We start from the raw sequence: 26,016 nt of genomic DNA, 5'->3' as shown, positions 1-26,016 counted from the left end.
TTAATTAATAACCAGGATTTTGATACATACGCTGTGGGTCTAACTTATACTCATCGAAAGGAATTGGATAGTACCGATCCTTTGTAGATATATTGGAGATTTTAGCATTCCCATAATCCGCCTGGCTTTTAGTTTTAAAGTACGTCACCAATTCCTGTGGATTATAGTTCCGGATTAAGTCAAACCAACGTTGATTTTCGAAAGCCAGTTCCACACGGCGCTCGTGCAGGATCGCCGCCTTTAATGTCGGATACTTTGTACGATATTCATTACTTAAGATTGACTTAGCGTATGAAGGCAGCCCAGCACGTTCGCGTACCTGATCCAATAGCGCAATTGCTTCCACATCTTTACCTAAACGATATTTCGCCTCGGCCAGTAATAACATGACATCTGCGTAACGGATCAAGATCCAGTCGTTCCCGCCCCAACCGTTGGTTCCAGCCGCGTCGCTATTGTCTCTAAATTTGGTTACAAACCAATCGTTGACCTGAGGATCTTTCGCAAATTTGACAGAAAAATCTTTTCTTAAATCCTGCGGTTCATAATCTTTGATTAAATCTAATTTGACTACTTCCCCCACACCAGTAGATGGATATTTTGAGTTTATCGTATCCCCCTTGGCTTGGTAATTACGTGCGATACTCGAACTGAAATTCTGATCGCCTTGTTTGTATTGAATTTGAAATACGAGCTCTTTACAGGTTTTTTTTTGGGTGAGATCAAATACTTGGGTATAAGGTATTTCATTCAACTTACCGAATGTGCGCATTTGGTAGGCCGCATTTAGAAACTGTTCCGCTTTTGCGAAGTTTTCGGCATTTCCGGTCGTTTGTGTGGCACCTAATGTTAAGTAAACCTGTCCTAGAATTGCATTTATTGCAGCCTTAGATGTCCTGCCGATCGCATAATCCTTTTGTGTGTTGGGCAGATTACTTGATAAAGCTTCGGTGAGATCTTTTATAATTTGTTCATAGACGACTGCTTCCTTTTGACGAAATGCGAGTTCATTCGCCTGTTCCTTACTTGTCACCTGCACCGTTGAAAGTGGGATGTCCCCAAATTTACGCACCATATGAAAATATAATAAGGCGCGAACAAATTTTGCTTCAGCCACGTAGCGTCCCTTTAACTCCTCACTGGAGAAAGTTACATCGTTAATATGTGAAAGCACAACATTACAACGACTGATACCAGCATACATTGCAGCCCAGTGTGTCTTTAGATAGGTATTACTTGGCAGCAGCGAAAAATCATTAAACTGAAAAGGTTCACCGGCATTGGACTGGTTATCATTACGCCCGGTATTATCGGAGCGCTCTTCATTGTATAGTGTGCTGCCCTCACCGATCGTACTTCCTGATCGTAGCGTTTGATATAAGCCATTGACAGCTAAAAGCACGTCATTCTCCGACTTGAAATAGTCTTCGATCTGGATGGCGTTTGGATCTTTTTGATTTAAGAAATCTTTGCTACATGAAGACAGAGCAAACAACACAAGCGGTAATAAATATCTTTTTTTCATTGAAGTATTTTTTTGTAATGTGGCCATTCGATATTTCGCTATTGAAAAATCATAAAGGCGCTATGAATATGAATATTAGAAAGTCACTTTTACACCAAGATTATAGGACCTGACCAATGGGTAAAGTCCATAATCGACACCAGGAGTAAGATTACCTCGTTGGTTGTAATCCGGTTCAGGATTATAACCTTTGTATTTACTGACTGTAAATGGATTATCCACTGTTGCATACACCCGTATTCCGGATAAGCTCAATTTTTCAGCAATGTTTTTTGGCATATTATAGCCCAGGGCAATATTGGTCATACGGAAAAACGAGCCATCCTGCAGGTAGAAATCTGACAGACGCGTACTGTTACTTTGCGTGCCACCCCGGGAAGCACGGTACACCTTACCGTTACCTGGGTTTTGTGCTGATCGGTAGCGTTGTGCGACATCGGCATACTGATTGCCTGATCCCTCCATGTTATAGAGATAGTAATCATAGCCATCCAATACTTTATTGCCTTGTGACCCATTGAATGATGCACGTAAATCAAATTCTTTGTAGCGTGTACTCAGCGCAAAACCATAGGTAAAATTCGGATGCGGATTACCGATAACCCGCTTGTCGGCATCATTGACAATACCGTTTCCATCGACGTCCTCAAAATAAAGATCACCAGGTTGCAAAGGCGTTGTTGAAGCGGCTGAGGGCGCTACGGTCTTGTAGTTATCCTCCGTTGCCACGCCAAGAACTTTAAAGCCATAGAACATACCGATTGGACTTCCCTCTTGCGTAATATGGGTTAAGTACGAACGTTCAGCACCATTGGTTAAGATCGTTGATGATCCTCCCAAATCCAAGACTTTATTGCGGTTGACATTAATATTTCCATTGATGCCTAATTCAAAGTCACTTTTACGGATCAGAGTCACGTCAATCTGTAAGTCAAAGCCTTTGTTTTGTACTTTAGAATTTGGCAAATTGGTCAATATTGTCGTTGACCCAGATACAGCTGAAATAGGCTGGTCAAACAACAAATTAAACGAACGGCTCAAATAAAAATTAGCCATTACATTTAAACGCCCTTTCAAGAGTCCAAGATCCAATCCTGTATTATATTGAGAAGTCGTTTCCCAGCTCAAATTAGGATCGTACAGATCACCAGCAGTGTATGCCGTACTAACTTTATCCCCTAAGATCACACCAGCTGGGGAATTAAATACAGATACTGAGCGATACTCCCTGATATTATTGTTACCGCTCCGTCCCCAACTTGCCCTCAATTTCAGCGTAGACTGCTGTCCTAGCCAATCCATATAAAAGTCCTCTTTGGAGATTGTCCAGCCCCCAGAAACTGAGGGGAAAGTTCCCCATTTATTATTTGGGCCAAAGCGCGAAGAACCGTCTGTACGTATGGAAGCTGAAAGGAAATATTTCGAATCGAAACTATAATTTACGCGACTAAAGTACGATTGAAGTGTTGTAATACGTTTGAAGGTATCGTCTTTCAAGAGCTGAAAATTGGAGGGATCAGCACCTTTATCGGTGATTTCACCAATAGCATCGCTATTAAATCCATTTGCTCTCACACCTTGATAATCGAAATCCGTCCGTTGGGCGGAGTAGCCTAACAATGCAGAAATCTGGTGCTTCTCGCCAAAAGTCTTATTGTAATTTAATGTTGTTTCCAGGAGTTTATCTACCTCATTTTTGGTTTTGGCATCCGCATAGGCAGCTGTAATTGCTTGCGGAGAATAAGGTCTATTATTTCCATCAGAAATACTTGTTGGGCGGAAATAATCGTATTTTTCATCATAGGTAGACAAGCCTCCATTTACTTTGAGGTTTAATCCTTCGATAATCGAGAAGTCCGCGAAAGCATTATAAAGCCCTTTTTTTCCACGACGATTGTTTTTGACTTGAGTCACATAGGCCAATGGATTTTCGGGGTTCTGGATACCGTAGTTATTTGCCGAGAGACCGGCCATCAGATACTGCGCATAAGAACCATCTTCGTTATATACGGGCAACGTAGGTAGATAGATTAGTGCCGCCATGGAAGGACTGCGGTCATATCGACCAGTGGTCACTTCGTTGTTGTCATTGTAAGTAAAGGAAACATTGGCCCCGACGGTGAGTCTTTTACTTACTTTACTGTCAATATTAGCCCGAAAGTTAAATACTTTTTGGTCCGTACCTAACATAATACCTTGTTGATTCTGATACGAACCACTTAGAAAATAGCGATTTTTTTCATTGCCACCATAGGTAGAGAGGTTATGGCGTTGGAAAGGCGCATTACGGTAAAGGGCATCTTGCCAGTCAGTATCATATTTGGATTTTTTTGCGGTACCGGTTGCAAAATCATAGTAGTCTTCCGGAATACTTACCGAACCGGCATTTCCGACATTGGCGATACGGGTTTTATTATCGTCAAAACGACGGCTGTCATTCCAGGTGATCCCTTTGCCAGCCAGGAGGTCTTTATAGGAGTTGTTGCGTCCATCGATCAGTAGATCAATAAACTGTTCGGCATTTAAAACATCTATTTTCTTGGAAAGCTGACCAAAGCCACCCAGCACTTCATAATCGACATTGTTTTTACCTTCTTTACCACGTTTGGTGGTGATCAGCACAACACCGCCAGCCGCACGCGATCCATAGATGGCAGCGGATGCCGCATCCTTGAGGATATCAATGGATTCGATATCATTGGGATTGATATTTAAATTATTTCCGGCGGGATAGCCATCGATAACATAGAGTGGATCCGAACCAGCGTTGATAGATCCCATGCCACGCACACGGATCTTGGTCCCATCATAAGGGGCACCACTTGTTTGCATCACCTGTACACCGGCTACTTTACCAACTAAAGCTTGTGATAGTTTTGGTGCACTGAGGTTTAGTTCTTCGGCCTTCACACTAGCGATTGCACCAGTAACATCGGATTTTCGAATTTTCTGATAACCGATAGAAATCGTTACTTCTTCAAGCGTGTTCTCGTTGGTTTGTAGTGTAAAGATCTGCCCATTGGATTGCGCAATAGCTTGGACCAGATTACTAAATCCGACATAGGAGATACTAAGTCTATCGCCGATTTCCGCATCAATTTGGAAATTTCCTTTTTCATCAGATTGAACAGACTTTTTACTTTTTAGATTTTGGATCGTTGCCCCCGAAACTGCATTGCCCTGTGCATCGACCACACGGCCTCTAACAGGATTTTGTACCAGTAGGAATTGCGACTTGGTGAGTGTGAGAGGTTTGGCTTGAACAGCTGATGAGCTTGCTGCAATGGCACATAACAACCAAAAGACATTGTTGGCTTTAATTTTCATAAGTAGTGCATTTGATTTATGGGTACAAGGTTACAAATGCAATATGAAGGTAGCATCAATAAAAGGTTAATAGTTTTTAACTAAACCGTGTTAGCAAACAACATTACCTTAACAAAAGGATAATAATAACGACAGAAATTAGCGTTTACTTTTTTTCAAAAGAGGGCGAAGAGACAGGCGTAAAACAAGGTATATCGCTACTGCGATAAGGATATTACCGATCAGTTTGAGTGGTTCAAAATTTTCAAAGCTAGCATATTCATCGCGTTCAAGATTATAGCCCGTACCTTCTGAATAGAACTCCCATGGAAATCCAATCACCAATTTGCCATCTACGGGTAGATCATTTTGATAAGAAATGGCCGTCAAAATAGCAAAAATAAAAATCGTACCAGCCAATCCTTTGAAAATGGCTGGTACGATTGATGTTCTATTTGTAGGAATCATTTTATTCATTGGAATAAATATAATGATTGTTTTTTTACTCAACGCCAGCCATTTTATAAATACTGTTTGCGGCTTGCTTGCTGAAAATCTGTTAAGAAAAAAGAATAGCTATTTTCTATATTTCTGACAACGAGTTTGCTTTGTTGGATAAGGCTATACAAGACATTTTTAAGGTGTCGAGGAAAAATCTGCAAATGAACAAGACCCGTATGTTCGACCTTACGAAACATTTGCAAGGCTGTAGCACCATGTTCAAAGTATTTACCTACCAATAATGCTTCCAGTTTTTGTCGAACATGGAGCATGGCATCCGATTCAAGTTGAAGATCTTTCTCAGCTTTCCATTCCTCAAATTGTAATTGTGGCGCAGGAGGAAGTTTCTCTCCCTTCTTAAACTGCCAGGGTAGTTCAATAGTATAGTTCCATTTCACTTCATCCTCTTCGATTTTAAGACGTACCAGACGCTCTTGAGAAGCCTCATATTTTTCGCTATGGAATGCCATCGCTTCGATCCACGAACTTGCATATATCCGATCCAATAAAATAGATTCTTGCGTTAAAAACTTTTGGACTTGAAACATCTTCTCAAAATCGAGATAGGCATGATCGGGCTTGCCTAGTAAGAACGAAAGCTCCTCGGGCCGCCACTCTTTTTCTATCCGCCGCTTGAGATAGGTATACCAAAGTTGGAAATCATGTGAATACATCATTCCAGCGTGGGAAGTTTTTATTGTAGATTCGGTATTCATACGTTAAGTTTATAATGGGTTACTCGAATAATTTAAGTAGTTCTTCTTTACTAATGGATTTCATCAGATTGGCTTCGTCCAAGATTATACCCTCAGCTATTCTTTTTTTATTGGCCTGAAGTTCTAGGATTCTTTCTTCGACAGAGTCTCGGCAAACAATCTTATAGGCCATCACATGTTTATCTTGTCCAATGCGATAGCAGCGGTCGATCGCTTGGGCTTCAGCCGCTGGGTTCCACCAAGGATCTAAAATATACACATAGTCCGCGGCTGTCAGATTCAAACCAGTTCCTCCAGCCTTTAGGCTGATCAGAAAAACACGGCATGTATCGTCATTTTGAAATGTTTCAACTGTAAATTGCCGTTGCTTCTGATTCATCCTGCCATCAAGATAGGTATATGCTATGCTGTGCTTTTCGATCTGTTGGGCTACAAGTTTAAGCATTGAGGTGTACGATGAAAAGAGAAGAATCTTATGATTTGGAGCTACTTCTTCCATGATTTCATCAATAAAATCTAATTTGACAGATTCGTTGGAAGAACCACCATCTTTCATCAATATGGGCGAATTACACAGCTGTCGCAGCTTCTGTAATGCCTCTATTGCTAAAAATTTGGATTTTGAAGACTCTTCACCATTTAAATTCGCCTCAATTTCCAGTCGATATTTCTTACGATAGTTATCGTAGAGCTTTCGTTGTTCATGCTGCATATCCAAATACAGGATGGTCTCTGTTTTATTCGGTAACTCTAATGCAACCTGCTTTTTGGTCCTTCTCAAAATAAATGGAGCAATCATCTTTTGCAAATTCATTAACGGCATATCGGCTTCCTCTACATCTCCTAGAGACTTAAACATTTTATTAAAGTTTCTGTAATTCCCAAAAAAACCTGGATTCACCATGGTCATTTGTGCATAGATATCTTGAATCCCATTTTCGATTGGAGTACCTGTCATTGCTATTCGAAACGATGCCATAATTGAAAACAAGCTTTCGAATCGTTTAGAATTCCTATTCTTAATCATTTGAGACTCATCCAAAATCATATAACTGAATGATTGAGATTGAAGAAAGGAAAGGTCTGTCATCGCTGTCCCATAGGTTGTCAGCACAAATGATGCTTCTGCGAAAGTCTCTTGGTCCTTTCTTTTCATACCATGATAGGCATAATAACTTCGTTCCGGAACGAATTTTTCAATTTCATTTTGCCAATTGAATAGCAATGAATTAGGAACAATAATAAGGGAAGGAGCTGCCTCAGGATTATTTTGGTAATAATACTCCAATAAAGTAATTACCTGCAAGGTTTTCCCAAGTCCCATATCATCAGCCAGAATGCCACCCCATTGAAATTCTTGTAAGAATCCCATCCAACTAAAACCAACCCTCTGATAGGGGCGTAAGGTTGCTTTGACAGTACTCGGAACATCCAATAAAGGAATTTCGGTCATATTGGCTAATTTATCTCTCCTTTCTCTTGTGCTATCATTAATAATCCTAGGATCTATCTTTTCTAATTGCGTTTGAAAAGAAATCAATTGTGCTGAGGTTAAAATGATGTAAGGATCTTCTATGCGTGCCTGACCGAATAAAGGTATAAAAAGTGATTTCAAAGAGTCGCTGATATAGATATAATCCTCAGTATCGGTCTTGAACCAATTTTTCTTTTCAAATAGATAATTTTCAAATAGACTAGGTTCCAATATTAGTTTACCCAGCTTAAATTTTATGTTGATATATAACAAATTTGATTGGAACTTCAGTTCCACTACTTCCCATTTTAAAGAAAAAGGATAGTAACTGGATCCTTTAACCAACCCTGTAAGCTTAAGCGTTATCTGATGATCTTGACATCCCTTACGAAGATTATTTATCCAATTTGTTCGAGCAATTAGGGATGTTCGCAACTCCCAGGTATGAGAGGAGGGTTGCTCCGCAAAAGACTCATGTTGATTTTTGACAAAATTGCTAAAGGCCAGCTCATCGTCAACGTCTCGCTCTTGCACCTGAATTTCATTATCAACATAGGTTAAAACAGTTGTACTGGGCATCTCAACAATGGGCAGGCTAACTGTCCCAAAATCTATGGATGCTTTTAATAGCAACGCATCATCTTGAAGCGAGACCTGCAATATTTTCGTCTCCTCAATAGTCTTTTTAGTTGCGGCATGATCTTGAAGCGTCTCATTTTTGTATTCTATTGGGAAGTGCTGAGCTATTGGGTGCAATATTTCTTCATAAAATTTAGCGATATCTTGTCGCAACACAAAAATTTTGAATGCGGAATGCCTGAATTGATTTAGAAGTTTTCCGACTTGTATATCATCAATAAAAAGTACGCTCTTGGAACTTAATTCGACAAAGAAACTATGCACATCACTCAAAAACTTAATTTTCTTTACTAGATTACCTTTATAATAGGCCAGCACCGCCATCAATAAACCTTTTTGATTCTCTACCACTTGAATCTTAAGCTTAAAGTCGCCATTAGCAATTTTTAGTTTATGGGATTGATAGGAAACAGAGCTATATCGGAATTGGTAGTGTCTTAGACCGAAATTATTCGTATGGGAGTAGAAAAAGATCACTTCATCTTGAGACAATTGATTTGAAATGAGATCTCTCCATAAATCCAGTATTCGATAATCCCGCTCATTCCGTTCAACGACCGAAAGTTCATCTGGTCTGATAGCGTTAAATGTAGAGGCCCCCAGCTGCATCATCTTTTTTGCTACTGCATCAAGCATCATCTCATGGCTGGTAAGATATTCAGGATATGGCATTTCTTCTTTTAACAAATAGCTTTCTTTGAAAACATTTTTTTTCTTTTCTCCACTTAAAAATGGGAGTAAAAAAGGTAATTGATCAATCGTATTATTTATCGGAATTGCAACGATAAATTTGCCCTCTGACTTAGAAATTGAAGGTTCAATTGCATAAATTTTATTGCTAGCTACATGGCATAATTCTGACGGATTATGAAAACCATAGATACTCCCACAATCTGCTGTTGCGTTGATTTCAATTTTCGTTATTCTCTTATGTTCATCTTTAAGAGATAAACCAAATAGTTCACGTTGGTCAGGATGGGCTAAAAACCATTTTGGATCGTATAAATGAAAAAAATAATGTTTATTCCCACTTAACTTTTCACGCAATAGACCATAGACATGTTCACATAATGTCGTGTTCATTCTCCCACACGAACAACTTGCTTTCAAATGATCGGCGGTTAACGTGATCAGGACACGAACATTTTCCTTACACACACTCTCGAACACATACTTATTATTAAAAACACTCTCTTCTAGAATTATTTTAAAATCCCAAGTTAGTCTTGCAGATTCTTCATTAAAAAATCTTTTCAGATAAACGATCGACAGGGATTTTTCTTGCTTGCTTTGCCATGGTATCGTTACATCTATTTCATTTTTCATTGGTTTATGTTTAGTTATAATAGTTTTAATTTTATAGGTCTACCAAGCCTAGATGAGCATCTAGCTTTTTATCGTAAACTTCAATTTATTTTAATCCCCGATTTCATTTCCATATATTTCAAACTCTGCTGGCATAGGTCAGCAAAAAAGGCTGCGATCCGATTAGCACTGGATTTAAAGTAATCCATTTCAAGCTGCTCCAATTCCGCAGGCAACTCGTATACCCGCCCTTTCATATCTTTTAATGTCTCCTGGTGCAACAAGGCCTCGGAAGGTTCATTTGAGGTAAAAAAATCGCTTACTTTTTTATCACAGATACAGCTCCATTCGACCAACTCCTCCAACGTAGCATTCATTGGTGTGTAACCGATCCGCAAGTAGAGGTAGCTATGTATTCCGAGCAGGATCAACTGATTTAACAACAGTACGGCCAATTGCTTGCTAGAAAGACGACCATCAGAAAATATGGCCAGCAGATCGTGCATGAGTTTTGCATTGCGAGTCCAGACATTTGCCGTTTTCAACAGGGTGTCGGGCCAATTTACAGGCGTTAGCGAATAGGTCGGCCTATAACCCGGATTGCGGTAAAGGACAATAGAGTCATTCCAGATCGTTTGTGAAAAGCGACTTCCTATATTTAATTTCGCTGCGATAAAGCTGCTGCTTAAAAATGAGATAACTGCTGTCGCCCGACCAAAAGAAACTTTACGGAAGTAACATTGTCCAACCCATTTTTTTATAACAACTAAGTAAATGCTGACGTTTCCAACATCTTTTGGAGGATAGTCGAATAACCCCTTTCCATGAGTTTTACTCACATAATAATTGAGCAACATCATCTGCTCAGCCTGATTGTCCCGGCGGATCTGATAGAGAAGCTGTTGTATATCGGATTGATACTGTTCAGGCCAGGGGAATGCGTAAAAAGTAGAAGCAGCAACCAGCGTTTTCTGTGGTGCCATTTTAACTTTTTCTTCTTTCATCATTTTAGCCTTTGCAAGCTCAGTTTGAATGGCAGCTTCAGTCGCCAAATTTTTTTCGTATTCGGCCTGCAATTCCTCCATAAAGTAATGGAAGAGTTTTTCTATCCCCGTTTGCATAACTGCACAATGATCGTATAACTGTGAGGCTGTTATAGCGGAAATCTCCAGATCTTTATTTTGATTGACAGCATTAAAGGAAGTATCCAATAAGCGGAAGCGCTCTTTCTCTTCATCTCCTTCACCCATAAACACTTTTTTAAACATCGAGAAGTGTGTGTCAAGACTTCTTATCCTACTGTCCAGACTGTGTACATTATTCCCTTTCCCCTCCACCATCACTTGAAGCAATTTTAAATGGCTTTCCAGACTCTGATGGACCATAAATAATGCACGAAGATAGTTTGCCGTATCGGCAAATGTCTGTGCCGCCTGCAAAAATTCCGCGGAAACAGCCTCCACTTTGTGATAATGCTTATCGGAGAGATCCAGTATTCCCCTTATCTCTTTCGGTTTACTGATTGCGGTATTGTTTTCACCGGAACTAAAAATCTCGTGCTTGGATAAAGCCGCATAACAATAGAATAAACTTCCCATCTTGATCTTATTTTTCAGTTCAGGAGTAAACATCAATTCAAATGAAACGCATTCCTGATCCATCAGGCATAGTTCCACAATAGGTTTCAATACCTTATGTGAAAGTCCACTCACGGGTTTAAGCGTTAAAACTAAGTGTTGATATTCTTGCTCCAAGAATTGATATTTAATGAGATAAACCCGATCGAGATCCATACGTTGAGCTAAACGGTCGATAATCAATTGGTTATTAATTTTCATAATATTGACTTAATGAGTATAAAATCCTACAACATATAGCGTACTGAACAACAAATGGTTAAAACCAATTATTGTAAAAAAACAACAACTACATTGGAAAAAAAACAGAGTTAATTACCAAGGTGATTAAATAGAAAATCAACAGGCAAAATGCATTCGCGTTAGCACCTTGGTTTATTTTAAGAAAGGTCGGCAATCAACATAAAAAATCGTATCGAAATTTCAAATGCACCTATGAAATATAGCTATCTGTTTGCCGACAAAGAGACAGATAAGATATTGGTTCTTCATGTTATCCAAAAAACACCATTACAATACAATAATATAGATTATATATACAAATATATTAATTAAAAATATTTTACGCAAATATTTTTTAGAATAATATGGTTTATCTATGAATAGCATACCTCTCTTTCACTATAGGTGTCACCACCAGCGCCTTATCGAGCCATTAGGGTATATGCAGCAACACGCAAATTATGATATCCTAACTCATGAGATACTTGATCAATACCTCATCAATACTTGATCTATACTTAGCCAGTACGACAAGGCTGCTTTATCCGGCTTTGGCGGTCGCGTTTATCCCACTCCTTCGAACAGGAAAATATTTACTAAATTATCGTTATGTTTAAGCGTAAATTGCGAGAGCGGGAATTGAATATCATGAGGTTTTGCAATTATATCATAAACGAATCATAAATAGCCATAAGCGAATCGTAAACCGCTATAAAATGTGATGTCAATGTATCGTATTTTTATAGTGAGATAGAGTACCATTATTTAAGAAGTATAGCGTCTAACAAACCAGAAAATGACCTTAAAAAACATATTTTTATTCCTTTGTGTTTCCTTTTTGACCTACCCAATATATGGTCAGACCAATTGTAACTGTCCACAGGCACTCAAACAATTAATCAGTAAGATCGAAACAGAATATCCGGGCTTTCCGGAAAAGGTAAAACAGCACAACGATTTATACCAAGCCAAAAAGAGTATTCTGAATAAAAAAAGTCTCAACGCAAAAAACGAAGCATGCGTAGCTCTTTTGCAGGAGTACCTCGACTTTTTTCAGGATGAGCACATTGTTTTAAGATCATTGACTGTAGCACAGAAGAAAGTCTCTGAAACTACGGCGAGTCCGGCTGAACCTGTAGAAGAAGTGATGGCCAAAGCAATTAATCCCGAAGTTTTCTATATTAAGATTGGCAGTTTCGCCTATGAAAATATCGCTTTGGTAAAGGATTTAATAGCCAAACATACAGAACAGATTGAGCATAGCAAGGGACTGATTATTGACATCCGTAATAATGGAGGTGGGACGGATGATGTATATCAACCCATTTTACCTTATGTCCTAACCAATCCGATACGGATTATGAGTGTTGAATTTTTTGCTACCCATACCCTAGTCAATGGTCTCCGTGATTATGCTCTTAAAAATATAAAACAAGGGCTGGACTCGATTGCGGAAGCTAAAAAGATAGAGGATGATCTAAAAGAATACAAAGATAATATCGGAAAATTTGTGCTCTATGGTGATAAAAAAGTGCTTATTGATACGATCGCCCTCCATAAGAAAAGCCCGACCCAAGTTATTATTCTAGCCAACAGAAATGTGGCCAGCTCAGGTGAGAATTTCTTATTCAGCTGTCGCCAAAGCAAAAAAGTAAAAATCATGGGAACGCCTAGTATGGGGGCCCTGGACTATGGATCGATACGGGAGTTCAAATTCGGCTGCGATAATTATCAACTATTTTTACCAACCTACAGATCGGCGCGCCTACCACAATACCCCATTGACAACATTGGCGTACAGCCGGACATCTATTTGGATGAATCCATCCCAGATTGGGTTGATTATGCTGTTCACTATATCCAAGAATAGCAATACATCATCACGGAGCAAATCATAGAATGGAAAGTATGAAGCATATTTTTAAAATGGGAATTATCAGCACATGCATAGGTTTGTTCTTTTCCTGCAAAGAGCAGGTCAGTCCTTTATCTGAAGACTACTTTAAAAAAAGTGGAGCCATCTATTTTATCCCTGGAGGCAATGGTTTTGAACGTGGTTCAAGAAAGACGGAGGCAGATGTAAATAGCTTTTCTGTAATCAAAGGTGTCTATGCACGTGATAAAGATAATATCTATTTTATGGGTTGTCCACAACAATTCGTGGATGCAAAGACCTTTCGATTAAAAGGAAAGATTCCCGTCGATCAATCCCACGTATTCGATTTCAATGGCTCTCCATCAGCAACAGGAGCATGTAGCAAACAACAACTTACCATCGTCACAGGCGCGGATCCCGAAACGTATATTACCTTGTATGATACAATAGCATCCCTATCGAAAGATAAATCATATTATTTCTACAATGGCCAACCATTATCGGTTGACTACGCTTCATTTAAAATTTTAAATGAAAATTTTGTAAGAGACCAAAATAAGCTCTATGTGGTCACGCAAAAAAGTATCAATCCGCTGAATTACACAACGGATAAGATTGATGTACTCAACGACGAATACATCATTTTGGATGGCAAAACATTACTATATTACCAACCCTATCAGGGTGTTGGTGTGCTTGAAACGACTTTGCCTACGACCAATAAAATTAAATTACTTGATAGAAAAACAGTAATCATCGATCAACTGGTTCTTATTGAAGGAAAGAAATTTGAATTCACGGATGTTGATGCCGCCAGTTTTAAAATATTGGAAGGAATTGGTGGAAACTCCTTTTGGTCCGGTGACAAAAATCATATCTATTATAAGCAACAGCTATTGGCGGATGCCGACCCAACAACGTTTGAAGTTCTTAGGCGCGCTGTCGCCAAAGATGCCAGACATATTTTCGTCGGCGATAAAATCTTTGAAGGTCCCGATGTCAAAAGCTTCAAAAGTGTAGATAAATCAAAAACAAATCATGATTTTGAAGATGACCTGGGCCACAAGTACTGGTACCAACCCAAGGAGGGAGGTGCAGAACTCATTCCGGTAGAGAAGAAATAATGATATCGCTTGAATCTACTATTTTAAAATCGGTCGTCTAACTAAGTATAAGTTCATAACGTACGGATCTTCCAAGCCCAATTTGTTCAAATATACCTTGCTCTTGCAGGTATTGCAGATCCCTTGTTGCAGTAGCTTTTGAAGTCTTGGTAATAGACATATACTTTTTTGCGGTCATGCCACCGACAAATCCTTCAATTCCCTGTTCCAGCATACGATTAATAACCTTCATTTGCCGTTCATTCAATAAATCCCTGTTTCGATCAAAAAACTTTGCTTTTATTACTGTAAACCCAATCAGTTCTTTTGCTTCTTTTTGAGATTCTAAAATAACTTTGGTAAAGTAGCCTATCCAACCTGTAATATCCAAGCTAGCCTGAGCAATTTTTAGATTTTCATAATAAGCCTGCTTATTTTTTTCAATAGTCTTTGATATCGACAACAAGACAGGGGCCTGTAGTGTGTTGGATAAAGTGTATTCTGCCAACGCTCTTCCGATCCTTCCATTCCCATCTTCAAAAGGATGAATAGATTCAAAATACAAATGGACAATAGCTGTCTTGATCAGGGCACCGATAATATACTCAGGCTCTTTAATTTCATATGATTTAAACCAGTGAACCAGTTGCTCCATCTCTTTTGGAACAGCAACAGATGGAGGAGCTTCATAATGGACAACTTCTTTACCATATGAGCCGGAAATTATCTGCATAGGTTCATCACCTGTACGCCATACTCCCGCATTAATTTTCGGAAATCCTGCCATAAGTATGGCATGCCACTGCTTGATCAAATCGTCGCTTAATTCTTTTACCGCACTCTCCCGTACGGTTGTCATCAATTTCGCAACACCAGTAACTCTTTGGTCATGGACGACTACATCAGTTTTAATACCGAGATTTCTTTTGATGGAGGACATCACATCCTCTCTGCTCATATATTCGCCCTCGATCTCTGAAGTTTTCATTGCCTCAGCGATCAGAATCTCCATAAATGCTTCCTCCTTTAGTTCCGCATTTAATCCTGTTAACAAACCATTTAGCTCTCCCATTTCTTTAGCAAATGCAACAGCTATAGGTAGAATATCTTCGATACTATAGCAGAAATGGGGCCATTCTTTATATTGCCAGTTATACATTTGAGCCGATTAGAGTTTAAAATCGGCTCATCGAAAAAAATAATGCAGGGACAAACGGGCTTAATCTGACTGTCCAGCAACCAATCAAGTCGCTTCATAATCACTGAATTCGGCTATTTTTCCAAAGGCAATTTTCGCCTACTTTAGCCTCAGGATCCCTGTATTTAACATGAATCCTGTCATAAAGCGTTGCATTGGCATAATGAGCATATACGAAACTTTTCGTTGCTCTTTTAACAGCGAACGCTTTCAATTAAAAAGAAAAAAGATGATCAAATCAATATTAGTAGGTTTAACAACCATTCTTTGTATGACAGCCTGTGCCCAAGAGTCCGCCATAAATTCATCGTTAAAATCTATCCATTGGGTTCCGATGCAGACCAAGGACAAACAATTCGTCTATGTGGACAGCTCGCTCCGGAAGCAGCTGACACAAAAATTTTATGGGGCAGAACCTTTTACCCACACTGGTTACGCTATCGTCTCAAACGAGAAGAACCAGCATGCTTTAATTAATTCAAAGGGAGATTTTATCGAAAATTATTCTGATACTGATCTTGGGTTACAACCACTAGGCCAAGTGACGCTGCTTATGAAACGTCGGGAGCATGAGAAAAAACTGCCATTCTGGAATTGGAACTGGAATATCATGGGTGGTGGCGTAAAAAAAACAGCGACCTATGTTAAGGTAGAAATCCGTGTACTTGAAACCGACCAGATCCTGTTGGACAAAGATGTTCCCTATGACGAAAACGAATACAGTTCGGCTGCATACGATCTGGATGATAAACATTTCGTCCTAAATGGGAACCTTTATGAACTAAAAAACCAGCATCTAAAAAAGCTTAGTACAAAAATTGATATGATTTTGGAAAATGGCCGATATATTCCTCCTGCTGAAAATCGTTTTGAGATCTACGATATTCAACATAAGCGGCCTATTTTTTCCAATCTGGTCGGTGTCGATAAAATAGACTTGTTTTGGAACGGCCAACCCTTACAGCTGGATTCCATCAATCAGGATCGCTACAAACCAACAATACCCAAATTGTTAAAAGACAACAACACGGATGCTATCTATGTTTTCCCGCAATATGAGAAAGCTTTACCAAAACAGATCAAACAGGCTACTGCAGCACAGATGGCTTTCCTGAAAGAAGTTTCTCTCGTGTATTCTGTCAACAATTCGCCTTACTTTATTCTGGGAAGATTTAATTATGACCATGAGGTCTGGGCTTATGACTGGTTGTACCTCGACAAGGATGGCAACTTGTTGGATGAGATCAATGTCAAGGACTTCTTTATTTTGGACCAGGTGGGTTATTTGGTCTGGCCCGATAAGCATATGTTGTTTACAAAGAACACGCTTGAAAAAGATTGGAAAACAGGAAAAATAAAATACGTCTATCAAACTGAGGCATTATACCTCATCAACGTCAAAAAAGGAGAACAGGATCCAACCATGGGCCTCTGGAATGCCGAAGCCAAAAAATGGGATCTACCGCCAAATTTTCAGCATATAGATATCTTGGATGGCAAACAACAGATCTTTTCCTTACAGATACAAAAAGATGGCCCTTTTACGTTGTACAATAATATAACAAGACAGCAGATCGGAACCAAAAGCTATGACACGATCAACCCAAGTGGTCTGGTACGGGTAAAAGGCACGGAAAATAAAGATAATTACTATTACATAGACATCTACACCGGAAAAGAATACAAGGAGTAATGTCAGGTGGAGGAGCAAAATCGGGCTATTATTTTAGGGATAAAAAATGCCCCGTTGTGATTTGATACACAAACGGGGCGAAAAGTGTAAAGGAAATTAAAATTTTTACTTCACAGCCTCCAGTAGCTTATGGAAAATAGCTGTATTATCGTATACCCCCCGGAATAAAAACGAGCGGGCTCCGTAAGCAAATACGGGAACGAAAGCATTCGTATGATCGTTGCTGCTAAAATTAACCATCACACGTCCTGATTTACGGTCAGAATCGAGCAATGTGAGTCCGCCAGTTTCATGATCTGCAGTTACAACAACAAGCATCTCTGGATCCTGATCGGCCAACTTTAAGGCTTCTTCGATCGTTTTGTCAAAATCCAATGTTTCCATGACTGAGTATTTGAGGTCATTCGCATGACCGGCATAGTCAATCTGCGCAGACTCTGCCATCAGAAAGAATGGTTTATTGTCGCGGGACAGAAACTTTATGCCATCCAGCATAGACTGTTTTAAAATCGTTGATCGACCATCTTTCACAGGCTTAAGAAGTTCGTCCGACAGGAACACAATCTGCTTACCACCGGATTGATTGATCTGATCTTTAACAATCGAAACACCAGCATATCCTTTCCAGTCACTTTTCTTCTGCAACCATCCAGGTTTTCCACCCAAAATAAAATCCATTGTGGAATGTTGGAACTGTCCTAAAATGGATTCGCTCTCATTCCGTTCCTGCTGATGGGCATAGAATACTGCGGGAGTGGCGTCAGTCACATCACCGATGCTGATCACCCCTGTTTTCCATCCCTGATCGGCCAGCACCGCAGCTACGCTGGGCAATGGCTTACCGTTTGCATCGACAGCAATTGCGCGGTTATTTACTTTCTGCCCTATAGCGATGGCAGAACCTCCGGCAGCGGAGTCGGTATTGTCCGAATTCAATGCCTCGGTCTGCGAAAGTCCGACTGTTTTGATCTGTGTCATATTGAGCGCGCCACCATTGGCCAATGTCGCGGCTTTTACAGCGGCCAGCCCCATTCCATCTCCAATCAAAAGCAGAATCCGTTTCACCTTACGGTCCTGACCGTCATATTGAAAACTCGGTGTATAGATCGCCTGTGGTTTTGCCGACTGGAAAGATGACCGTTCACGCTGATCAAGAAATAACTCTAAGGTCTTGGGATGATCGGTATTGATCCAGTACACGCCGAGATTGATAAGCTGCTGCCAGGCATTGGGACTGTCGTGTGTTCCGTAAAAACGAAAACGGAGTCCCAGCGAATCTGCCTTGGCGACCGCCTTTTTGATGGCTGGAATATTTTCGGGTAATCCCTTACCGTTCCAATCCGTATAATCCTTTAGATCAGCACTGATCAATCCAGTCTGTGCTAGGCTCGCTGCATCATAGCTCCAATTGACTTCCCCGTCAAAAAACAACCATTTGGGATAATCCTTAAATCCATCTGGTTTGGGTCTCCCACCTGTTACGATTACTTTAACGGCATTGGCATTTTTAAGCGGATTGAACAGATCGCCATATTGTTCAAGCGCCTTGACAAGAACTGGCAATACCTGTTTATAGTTTTCCTTGATATCAATCAACAACTGCATTTTTTTTGCTTTATCAGCAAATGCAGTTCCACCATTTTTGCGGTATAGCTTAGCTACAGGATCCAGATAAAGCGCATTGAGCGTATTCTCCGTTTTGATTTCCTTTGCATCATGCGCAACCATCAATTTACCATTGCGCAGGAAAATATCCGCTTCAATGGATTGCATTCCCGCATAATAGGCCGTATAGAAAGGCTGGCTCTGCCAATAATCGTTATGACTATGTCCAGCATAGCTGATCGCCCCCGCCTGTCCTTTTTCACGGTTGAACATCAGCTGCTCAAATTTCTCATTGAGTGTTTGCGCGGAAGACCCCAAGGGTCCTCCACACAAGCCAGCGATTATCAATAAGCCACCCAATTTATTTCGGGAGACTTTTGGAACTTTTACCATCCTTGATTTTGTTTAATCAGACCCCCACTGTTATCCACTTCCCTACGTGGTACAGCCCATATATGATGAATTTTCGCGTCAAACTTACGACCAGCAAACTCGATCGGCATGCCTGAACCATTCTTCATCGCATAGGTATGTAGCGGTTTGGCATAGGTTGCCTCCGCATCACCCCAGCGTACTAAATCACGATGGCGGTCTGAAAATTCCCCCGCCAGTTCATTACGACGTTCACGTTTCAAATCCACCAATGTCATACCGGTTTTCTCCATAAGGTTGGCACGTTTACGAATCATATTCAATTCTTTATCCCCCGCCCCAGTACCATTCAGCATAATCGAAGCTTCGGCCTTAATTAATAATATCTCTGCAAAACGGATCAAAGGCACATTTAGATCCGTAGCCATGTGATTTCCATTTGGACTCACATGCCCAGTTTTTACTGGATCAGTATGCGAGAAAGGCTCCATATACTTATTGAATTGCATGTCACAGGTCGCTGAACTTGCAGGTTCGAATATTCGCTCCTTGCCAAAGAAAACAAATTTATCGCCCGGTTTTAGAATAGTTGCTTCACGACGTTCATCACCCGCTTCATAAGAATCATAAAGTTCCTTTGTCGGCATATAATACCCCCAGCCATTATAAAATCCCCAGGCACCATTGGTCAGCATCACACCGGGTAAAATCGATCCCCAACCATCCGTTCCTGCAGCTGTACTTGTGACAGACCAGATGTATTCAGGGCCCCAGTTATTTGCCGCTTTAAAGACATCTTTAAAAGTAGGTGCAAGCCCGCGTTTACCTTGATTGATCACCATATCGGCATAAAGGATCGCATTTTTATAATCCTTCTTATACAAGTACATTTTGGAAAGCACAGCCCATGCCGCTACCTTATGCGCACGGCCATAATCCGCTTCTTCCAATTCATTGAAAAAAGGCAGCTGATCAGCTGCCTCTTTCAGCAGCTTTTCTATATGACGATAATTTTCTTCGATATTGGCAGCTCTTGGTGTAGCCTTTTCGTTGTCCATATTTTCAACGGTGACAATAGGCACACCAGCCCGTTCGTCCGCATAATTCGCAGCCAGCTGGAAGTACATATAACCAGCATTAAAATTAGCTTCACCCAAGATACGTTTCTTTAACGCTTCATCCATGGAGATTGAAGGAACATAGCGCAAAACATCATTGGCCTGTTTGATAATGGCATAACGCATTTGCCATTGTGACTCTGTGTAACCGCCGCCGATGTAATTGCTGTTAAACGTACGGATATTCTCTGCCTGCGCATTGTTTCTCCCGGTAACCATATCGTCACTAGCATTCAGGAACCATGCAAATCCACGTCCATAGAAATCCTCTTCATCATAGAGGTAATAGAGTCCATTGGCCCCTTTTATCGCATCTTCTTTGGTTTTCCAAAAACTTGCCTTCGAAGGAGCTCCCTCTGGCAGGATATCCAATTTGTTGGTACAAGATTGAAAAGACATTCCCACACTTCCTAAAAGCAGGGCAAAACATATATTTCGAGTTATTTTTTTCATTGGAGTATTTTTTAAATATTCACAGGACAATCAAGTTTAGTCATTCGGTTCACCGATTTGAAAAACCTAAATCGTCCTTCATTTTATCCAAATTTGAGATTAAAAAGTGACAGCTGCTCCCAACATAAATGTACGCGACTGCGGATAACGGCCCGCATCCACACCATAATTGTTCATTCCTACCTCAGGATCCATTCCGGTATATTTCGTTACGGTAAACAGATTGGTTGCCGAAGCGAAGAACCGCAGCTTCTGTACCTTATACCTTTGAGTTAGTTCCTGCGGCAATGTATAGCCTATGGTTAGATTTTTTAAACGTAGATACGATCCATTTTCCACATAGAAATCGGACACATTCGAAAAGTTACCATTCGGGTCTTTCACTGACACCCTTGGTATATCGGAGTTTGGATTACTCTCGGAGTAAGCATTCTTAATTTCTTCGAACATGTTGTAAGGTTGCCCAGAAGCGGCATTCAAACCTGTATATTTTAACGTATTGAATAGCTTATTCCCTTGCACACCCTGGAAGAAAATATTGACATCAAAGTTTTTATAACTACCGTTGAAAGTCACACCGTAGTTAAAATTCGGGTAAGCACTACCCAAAAATACACGGTCATTGTCATCGATCTTACCATCCCCATTTTGATCGACAAATTTCATATCTCCAGCTTGAGCATTGGGTTGTATTTTGGTCCCAGCACTGTTTTTATATTGCTCAGCCTCCTGATTGGATCTGAACAGGCCAGCTGTTTCTAGACCGTAGTAGGAATACAATGGCTGACCGGCTTCTGTCAACAAAGGTTTCAAGATACCGCGATAGTCAACCTGCGAAGTTATTTTCGGGAAATCGTCAATCAAATAATCTACATTATTGGAGATCTTATTGACTGAAGCCGTGATATCATACTGGAAAGCCGCATCTGACTTACTGTTATAGGTCAATGCAAATTCAAAGCCCTTGTCTGTTACACGACCACCATTGACAGTTTTAGTTTGCAAACCTGTAGTCCCTGGTAAGGCGATTTCCATCAACATACGATCTGTCCGCTTAACGAAATAGTCCGCATTCAGGGTCAAACGATTATTTAACACTCCGATATCCAATCCGACATTCGTCTGTTTCGACTGCGCCCAGGTTAACTGTGGGTTACCCATAATTTTCTCGACATATCCGGGCATTAGGCTAGGTGTTTTGCCAACCCAATTGTCTACGCGCTGTAATAGTGGACTAACAGCAGTGGAAGTCAACGAGCCCAGGTTACCTAAAACACCATAACTTCCTCTTAATTTCAAGGTATTGATCAGCTCGGAATCCGAAAGGAATGCCTCCCGATGGATTGCCCATGCCCCGGAAACCGATCCGTAGTTTTGGAATTGATTCTCTTTAGCCACCAATGACGTACCATCCCGACGACCGATCAAAGTCAGCATATAACGATTGTCGTAATTGTAGTTTGCACGTAAAAGATAGGACACCAAAGCTTGTTCCAGTTTACCGTCAGCTATGGGCTGAATACGTCCGGCATTGACCAAGTAACGGTAGTTTTTGGCTTCATCATCGAAATTTTCACCCACCACATTACTATAGTTTTCCGTAGTTTTTTGATACATATATCCTGCTAGGGCGTCGAAATGATGTAGACCAAAATCTTTTTCGTAGGTCAATGTCTGCTCGGCCAGGATATCTGTCAGACGATTGGTATTAACGGCGAGGGAATTGGACATATTGGGTTTTCCAATTTCCGGAATACGTGCCGTAAATTCCTTGAAATCGGTGAATTGCTTCGTATAGGCAAAATTTGATTTAAATTTCAATCCCGGCAGCAATTTAAGCTCAATATAGGGATTGATCAATAGGTTATGTACGGGGTTATTGACATCCAATCGACTTAGGTAAGCCACGGGATTAATTACATCACCATAGGTACCCGGGCCATGATCCGACGGTAGTCCTGAAAACTTACCTGCGGCATCATATACGGATATATTTCTTGGGTAGTGTATGGCAGATAATACAGCCCCCGTATAGCCGGAACTTGTGTTGGCGCCCTGCCCGTTGGTAAAGGAGTAGGAAATATTTTCACCCAATTTCAGCCAAGGGGTCACCTGTGTCTGTGAATTTACACGGAAATTGTACCGTTTAGAATACGTATTGATCAATATCCCCTCAGCATTTCGGTAGTTGAAGCCTGTGTAGAAAGAAGACTTCTCATTACCTGCACTTGCTGAAAGATTATAATCCTGCACACGCGCCGTACGGAAAATTTCATCTATCCAATCGGTACGGGTGATCTGTCCATCCGGATATTTACTTGCATCAAAAGCTGGGTCACGTGCGACACCCGCATTGTCCGCAGCCTGATTGGAGATCATGGCCCGATCTGCTGCATTCAGCGATCGCAGAAGATTATGGGCTTTTTGTACCCCATATTTAGCTTCGAAATCAATCTTTAAATCTCCGTTCTTGCCTCCTTTTGTGGTAATCAAAATAACACCGCCAGAAGCACGTGCTCCATACACCGCCGCCGCAGCATCTTTCAATACACTGATATCCTGAATATCATTTGGATTGAGCTCCGGAGCCCTTGCCTGGAGTACACCATCAACCACATACAAAGGCTGTTCACCATTGATACCGCCCATACCACGGATATTGATACTCGGTTTAGAGGTGGGATCTCCACCCTCAGCTGTTACCGTAACACCGGGCGTCTTCCCTTGAAGCACTTCTCCGATCCCTGCCATTGAACGGCTGTTTGTACCTTTCAAATCTGTTGTAGCAACAGCACCAGAGACTGTACTTTTCCGTTGCGTACCATAACCAACCACCACTACTTCCTCCAATTGACTGGAATCTTCGGTCAGGGTAACTGACAGACTATTACCTGTCACCTGCTGGTCCAATGACTTGTACCCAACAAAACTAAAGCGAAGGGTCTCGCCTTGTTTGGCTGACACTTGAAATTGTCCCCTTGCATCCGTTACTGCTGTTTTTCCTGATTGAACGTTTTTAACTGTTACTCCTGCAACAGGAACGCCATTGTTCGCGACAACTGTTCCTTTAATTTGGTCCTGAAAGACACTGCTTCCAACAATGGAAGAAAAAGGCTTTTTTACGGGAAATGCTTGTCCCTGATAGACAATCCCAAGCGCGAGTGGTAGAATTAGAAATTTATTCATATGATTGATAATGTGTGGCGAAAGTAGAAATTAAGGGTTATCAAAATTTTAACATCATGTTAACAAAATGTAAACCTGTCTTCAGTTCGTTTAATTGGTATATTTTTTTTGGTTTTCATAAAAATATAAATTTTTTTTATGTCTTCAAATGTATGTACATAATAAAAATTCGATTTAGCAGACTATTTTTCCAACCCTTTTGTGTTCCAATAGAATTGGAAATACTATTCCTATTTTTTTACTTATCTTGTAATCCGAACAACAACAACCTTTATGATACCACAACTCAAAAGAACCGCGATCTTATGTTTGTTACTGATCAGCGCTTCCATACGACTTTTTGCTCAGGACAATGGAAAGGCGGATTGGTTTAAAGATGCCCGTTTTGGCATGTTTATCCACTGGGGCTTATATAGCGCTGCTGAAGGTATGTGGAAAGGTGAACCTTTAAGGTATATGAATAATTACGCGGAATGGTTACGCTACCGCAACCGTGTATCGAAAGAAGAATATGGCAGCTTGGCCAAACGCTTTGACTGGAACAAGATAGACCCAGAAAAATGGGTACTTCTCGCAAAGGAGGCCGGAATGAAATATATGATCATCACGACCAAACATCATGATGGCGTGGCGCTATGGGATACCAAAATCGGAACCTATAGTTTACCTAAACTGAGTGGCTCCAACCGCGATGTGATCAAAGAAATCGCAGCTGCCTGTAAAAAGCATGGTATGAAACTCGGCTTCTACTACTCACACTGGATCGATTGGGAACATCCTTATGGTTGGAATCATCAGCAAGAATTGTCCGGACACGTAACCGATGCCCAATACAATCAGTATTGGCAAGAGAAAGTAATACCACAGCTTCGTGAACTTATGAGCAACTACGGCGATATTTCGCTGATATGGTTCGATATGTGGATCCCCTATCAAAAATCCATCATCAAAAAAGAACAGTTGCTTCAGGTCGTAAAATTAATCCGCGAGCTGCAACCGAACTGCCTGATCAATTCACGTCTAGGTCTTCCTACAGATGCCGAAAATGTAGATTTCGAAACGCTTGGTGACAATCAATTTGGCAGCAACTATATTGCCCACCCTTGGGAGACACCGGGTACCATTGCCCACTCCTGGGGATATAATGGACAGGAAAACGAGTGGAAATCAACAAGCCAGATCTTCCAATCATTGATTTCAAATGTCAGCCTCAATGGTGGATTCACCCTAAATATTGGCCCCCGAGCCGATGGAACCGTTCCTTACGAAAGTGTAAGCCGTTTACATGATGTAGGCTCTTGGTTGAAGACTTATGGCAAAAGCATCTATGGTGGTACTGGTCTTTCTTTAAAAAACAACCATTTTGACTGGGGTTACCTGACCACAAAAACCGAACAAAATAAAACGGTTGTGTATGCGCATGTATTTAACTGGCCTTTGGATCACAAACTTCGCATTACAGGTATCAAATCCAAACCGTCCAATATCGCGGTGATGAAAGGTAACAGTTCGACTACTTTGAGCTATGAGCAGAAACTGAGCTCAATCCACATTGACCTACCTGTGGATCAACCGGATCATTATGTTTCGGAAGTAAAATTGACCTTCGATGGTCCTCTGGAACTGGACAAAAATACCGTCCCTGAATCCACTTTTGGTGGCTTTTCTCTAAAATCAACCAATAGCCTCAATAATGACCTGAAAATCGTACCTTATAATGGCAAAAATCCAACCCATGCTGTCCTCAAGGGAAATACAAAGATAGACTGGGAAGTGACGGTTACTGAGGCCGGAATATATGCGATAGATCTCTCTGCGCACAATCCCAATAAAGAAAACATTCCCTTCGAAATTAGTGTAGCTAGTCAACAACTGAACGGAACTTTTGAACCTACAAATAAAATGGTTGTCGAACCAAATGAAAACAACTACACGGAAGAATTTGTAGAAAAACGTATCGGAACATTAAAATTTGATAAACCGGGTAAATATATCCTGACCTACAAAAGTCAACAACAGCTTCCACTCTGGTTTAATTGGTTATGGCTGGAAAAAACAAAAAATTGAGCTGTTTAGATCAATAACTA

The 26,016-nt window shown here is 40.6% G+C and carries 14 protein-coding genes; 4 read left to right on the top strand and 10 right to left on the bottom strand.

Annotated features, from left to right (window positions below):
• Positions 1-4: 4 nt before the first annotated feature.
• The 6 genes from M2408_RS20490 to M2408_RS20465 all read right to left on the bottom strand — a co-directional run bounded on the left by M2408_RS20490 (position 5) and on the right by M2408_RS20465 (position 11,304).
• Positions 5-1,525, bottom strand: coding sequence for a RagB/SusD family nutrient uptake outer membrane protein (locus tag M2408_RS20490; protein ID WP_259186276.1), 1,521 nt, complete (start codon positions 1,523-1,525; stop codon positions 5-7).
• Between the two features lie 75 nt (positions 1,526-1,600).
• Complete coding sequence (locus M2408_RS20485) at positions 1,601-4,852, bottom strand: TonB-dependent receptor (RefSeq protein ID WP_259186275.1); 3,252 nt, start codon at positions 4,850-4,852, stop codon at positions 1,601-1,603.
• 138 nt (positions 4,853-4,990) lie between these two features.
• Positions 4,991-5,308 carry a hypothetical protein gene (locus tag M2408_RS20480; RefSeq protein WP_259186274.1) on the bottom strand — a complete coding sequence of 106 codons (318 nt, stop codon included), beginning with the start codon at positions 5,306-5,308 and terminating at the stop codon, positions 4,991-4,993.
• A gap of 44 nt (positions 5,309-5,352) precedes the next feature.
• Positions 5,353-6,048, bottom strand: a complete 696-nt coding sequence (locus M2408_RS20475; RefSeq protein WP_259186273.1) for a hypothetical protein — start codon at positions 6,046-6,048, stop codon at positions 5,353-5,355.
• Between the two features lie 19 nt (positions 6,049-6,067).
• Entirely contained in the window at positions 6,068-9,487 is a 3,420-nt protein-coding gene (locus M2408_RS20470) for a DEAD/DEAH box helicase (protein WP_259186272.1), read from the bottom strand.
• Positions 9,488-9,567: 80 nt separating this feature from the next.
• Positions 9,568-11,304: a hypothetical protein gene (locus tag M2408_RS20465; RefSeq protein ID WP_259186271.1), complete on the bottom strand. Its 1,737-nt coding sequence runs from the start codon at positions 11,302-11,304 to the stop codon at positions 9,568-9,570.
• Between the two features lie 817 nt (positions 11,305-12,121).
• Here M2408_RS20465 and M2408_RS20460 point away from each other — a divergent pair.
• Together M2408_RS20460 and M2408_RS20455 are read left to right on the top strand one after the other, a co-directional pair.
• Positions 12,122-13,195, top strand: coding sequence for a S41 family peptidase (locus M2408_RS20460; RefSeq protein ID WP_259186270.1), 1,074 nt, complete (start codon positions 12,122-12,124; stop codon positions 13,193-13,195).
• A 38-nt stretch (positions 13,196-13,233) separates the two neighbouring features.
• Positions 13,234-14,325 (top strand): DKNYY domain-containing protein, encoded by a 1,092-nt coding sequence (locus tag M2408_RS20455; protein WP_259186267.1) that lies wholly within the window; start codon positions 13,234-13,236, stop codon positions 14,323-14,325.
• A 37-nt stretch (positions 14,326-14,362) separates the two neighbouring features.
• Here the strand turns inward: M2408_RS20455 and M2408_RS20450 are convergent, their stop codons facing one another.
• Positions 14,363-15,463, bottom strand: coding sequence for a Fic family protein (locus M2408_RS20450; RefSeq protein ID WP_259186266.1), 1,101 nt, complete (start codon positions 15,461-15,463; stop codon positions 14,363-14,365).
• A gap of 268 nt (positions 15,464-15,731) precedes the next feature.
• Here M2408_RS20450 and M2408_RS20445 point away from each other — a divergent pair, with 268 nt between their 5' ends.
• The gene (locus M2408_RS20445; protein WP_259186262.1) at positions 15,732-17,195 is read left to right on the top strand and encodes a hypothetical protein; all 1,464 of its coding nucleotides are present in this window, start codon (positions 15,732-15,734) and stop codon (positions 17,193-17,195) included.
• A gap of 105 nt (positions 17,196-17,300) precedes the next feature.
• On the opposite strand, the gene M2408_RS20440 is transcribed toward M2408_RS20445, so the two are convergent.
• The 3 genes from M2408_RS20440 to M2408_RS20430 all read right to left on the bottom strand — a co-directional run bounded on the left by M2408_RS20440 (position 17,301) and on the right by M2408_RS20430 (position 23,929).
• Entirely contained in the window at positions 17,301-19,193 is a 1,893-nt protein-coding gene (locus M2408_RS20440) for an alkaline phosphatase (RefSeq protein ID WP_259186260.1), read from the bottom strand.
• Entirely contained in the window at positions 19,187-20,743 is a 1,557-nt protein-coding gene (locus M2408_RS20435) for a RagB/SusD family nutrient uptake outer membrane protein (RefSeq protein ID WP_259186258.1), read from the bottom strand. Before M2408_RS20435 ends, M2408_RS20440 begins: the two co-directional genes overlap by 7 nt.
• A gap of 99 nt (positions 20,744-20,842) precedes the next feature.
• Positions 20,843-23,929, bottom strand: coding sequence for a TonB-dependent receptor (locus tag M2408_RS20430; RefSeq protein WP_259186256.1), 3,087 nt, complete (start codon positions 23,927-23,929; stop codon positions 20,843-20,845).
• A gap of 273 nt (positions 23,930-24,202) precedes the next feature.
• Between M2408_RS20430 and M2408_RS20425 the strand changes: the two genes are divergently transcribed.
• Complete coding sequence (locus M2408_RS20425) at positions 24,203-25,996, top strand: alpha-L-fucosidase (RefSeq protein WP_259186254.1); 1,794 nt, start codon at positions 24,203-24,205, stop codon at positions 25,994-25,996.
• Positions 25,997-26,016: the final 20 nt, after the last annotated feature.

The sequence above is a fragment of the Sphingobacterium sp. BIGb0165 genome (assembly GCF_024810095.1).
Classification (GTDB): domain Bacteria; phylum Bacteroidota; class Bacteroidia; order Sphingobacteriales; family Sphingobacteriaceae; genus Sphingobacterium; species Sphingobacterium detergens.
This window is presented reverse-complemented; position numbering and strand designations above follow the sequence as displayed.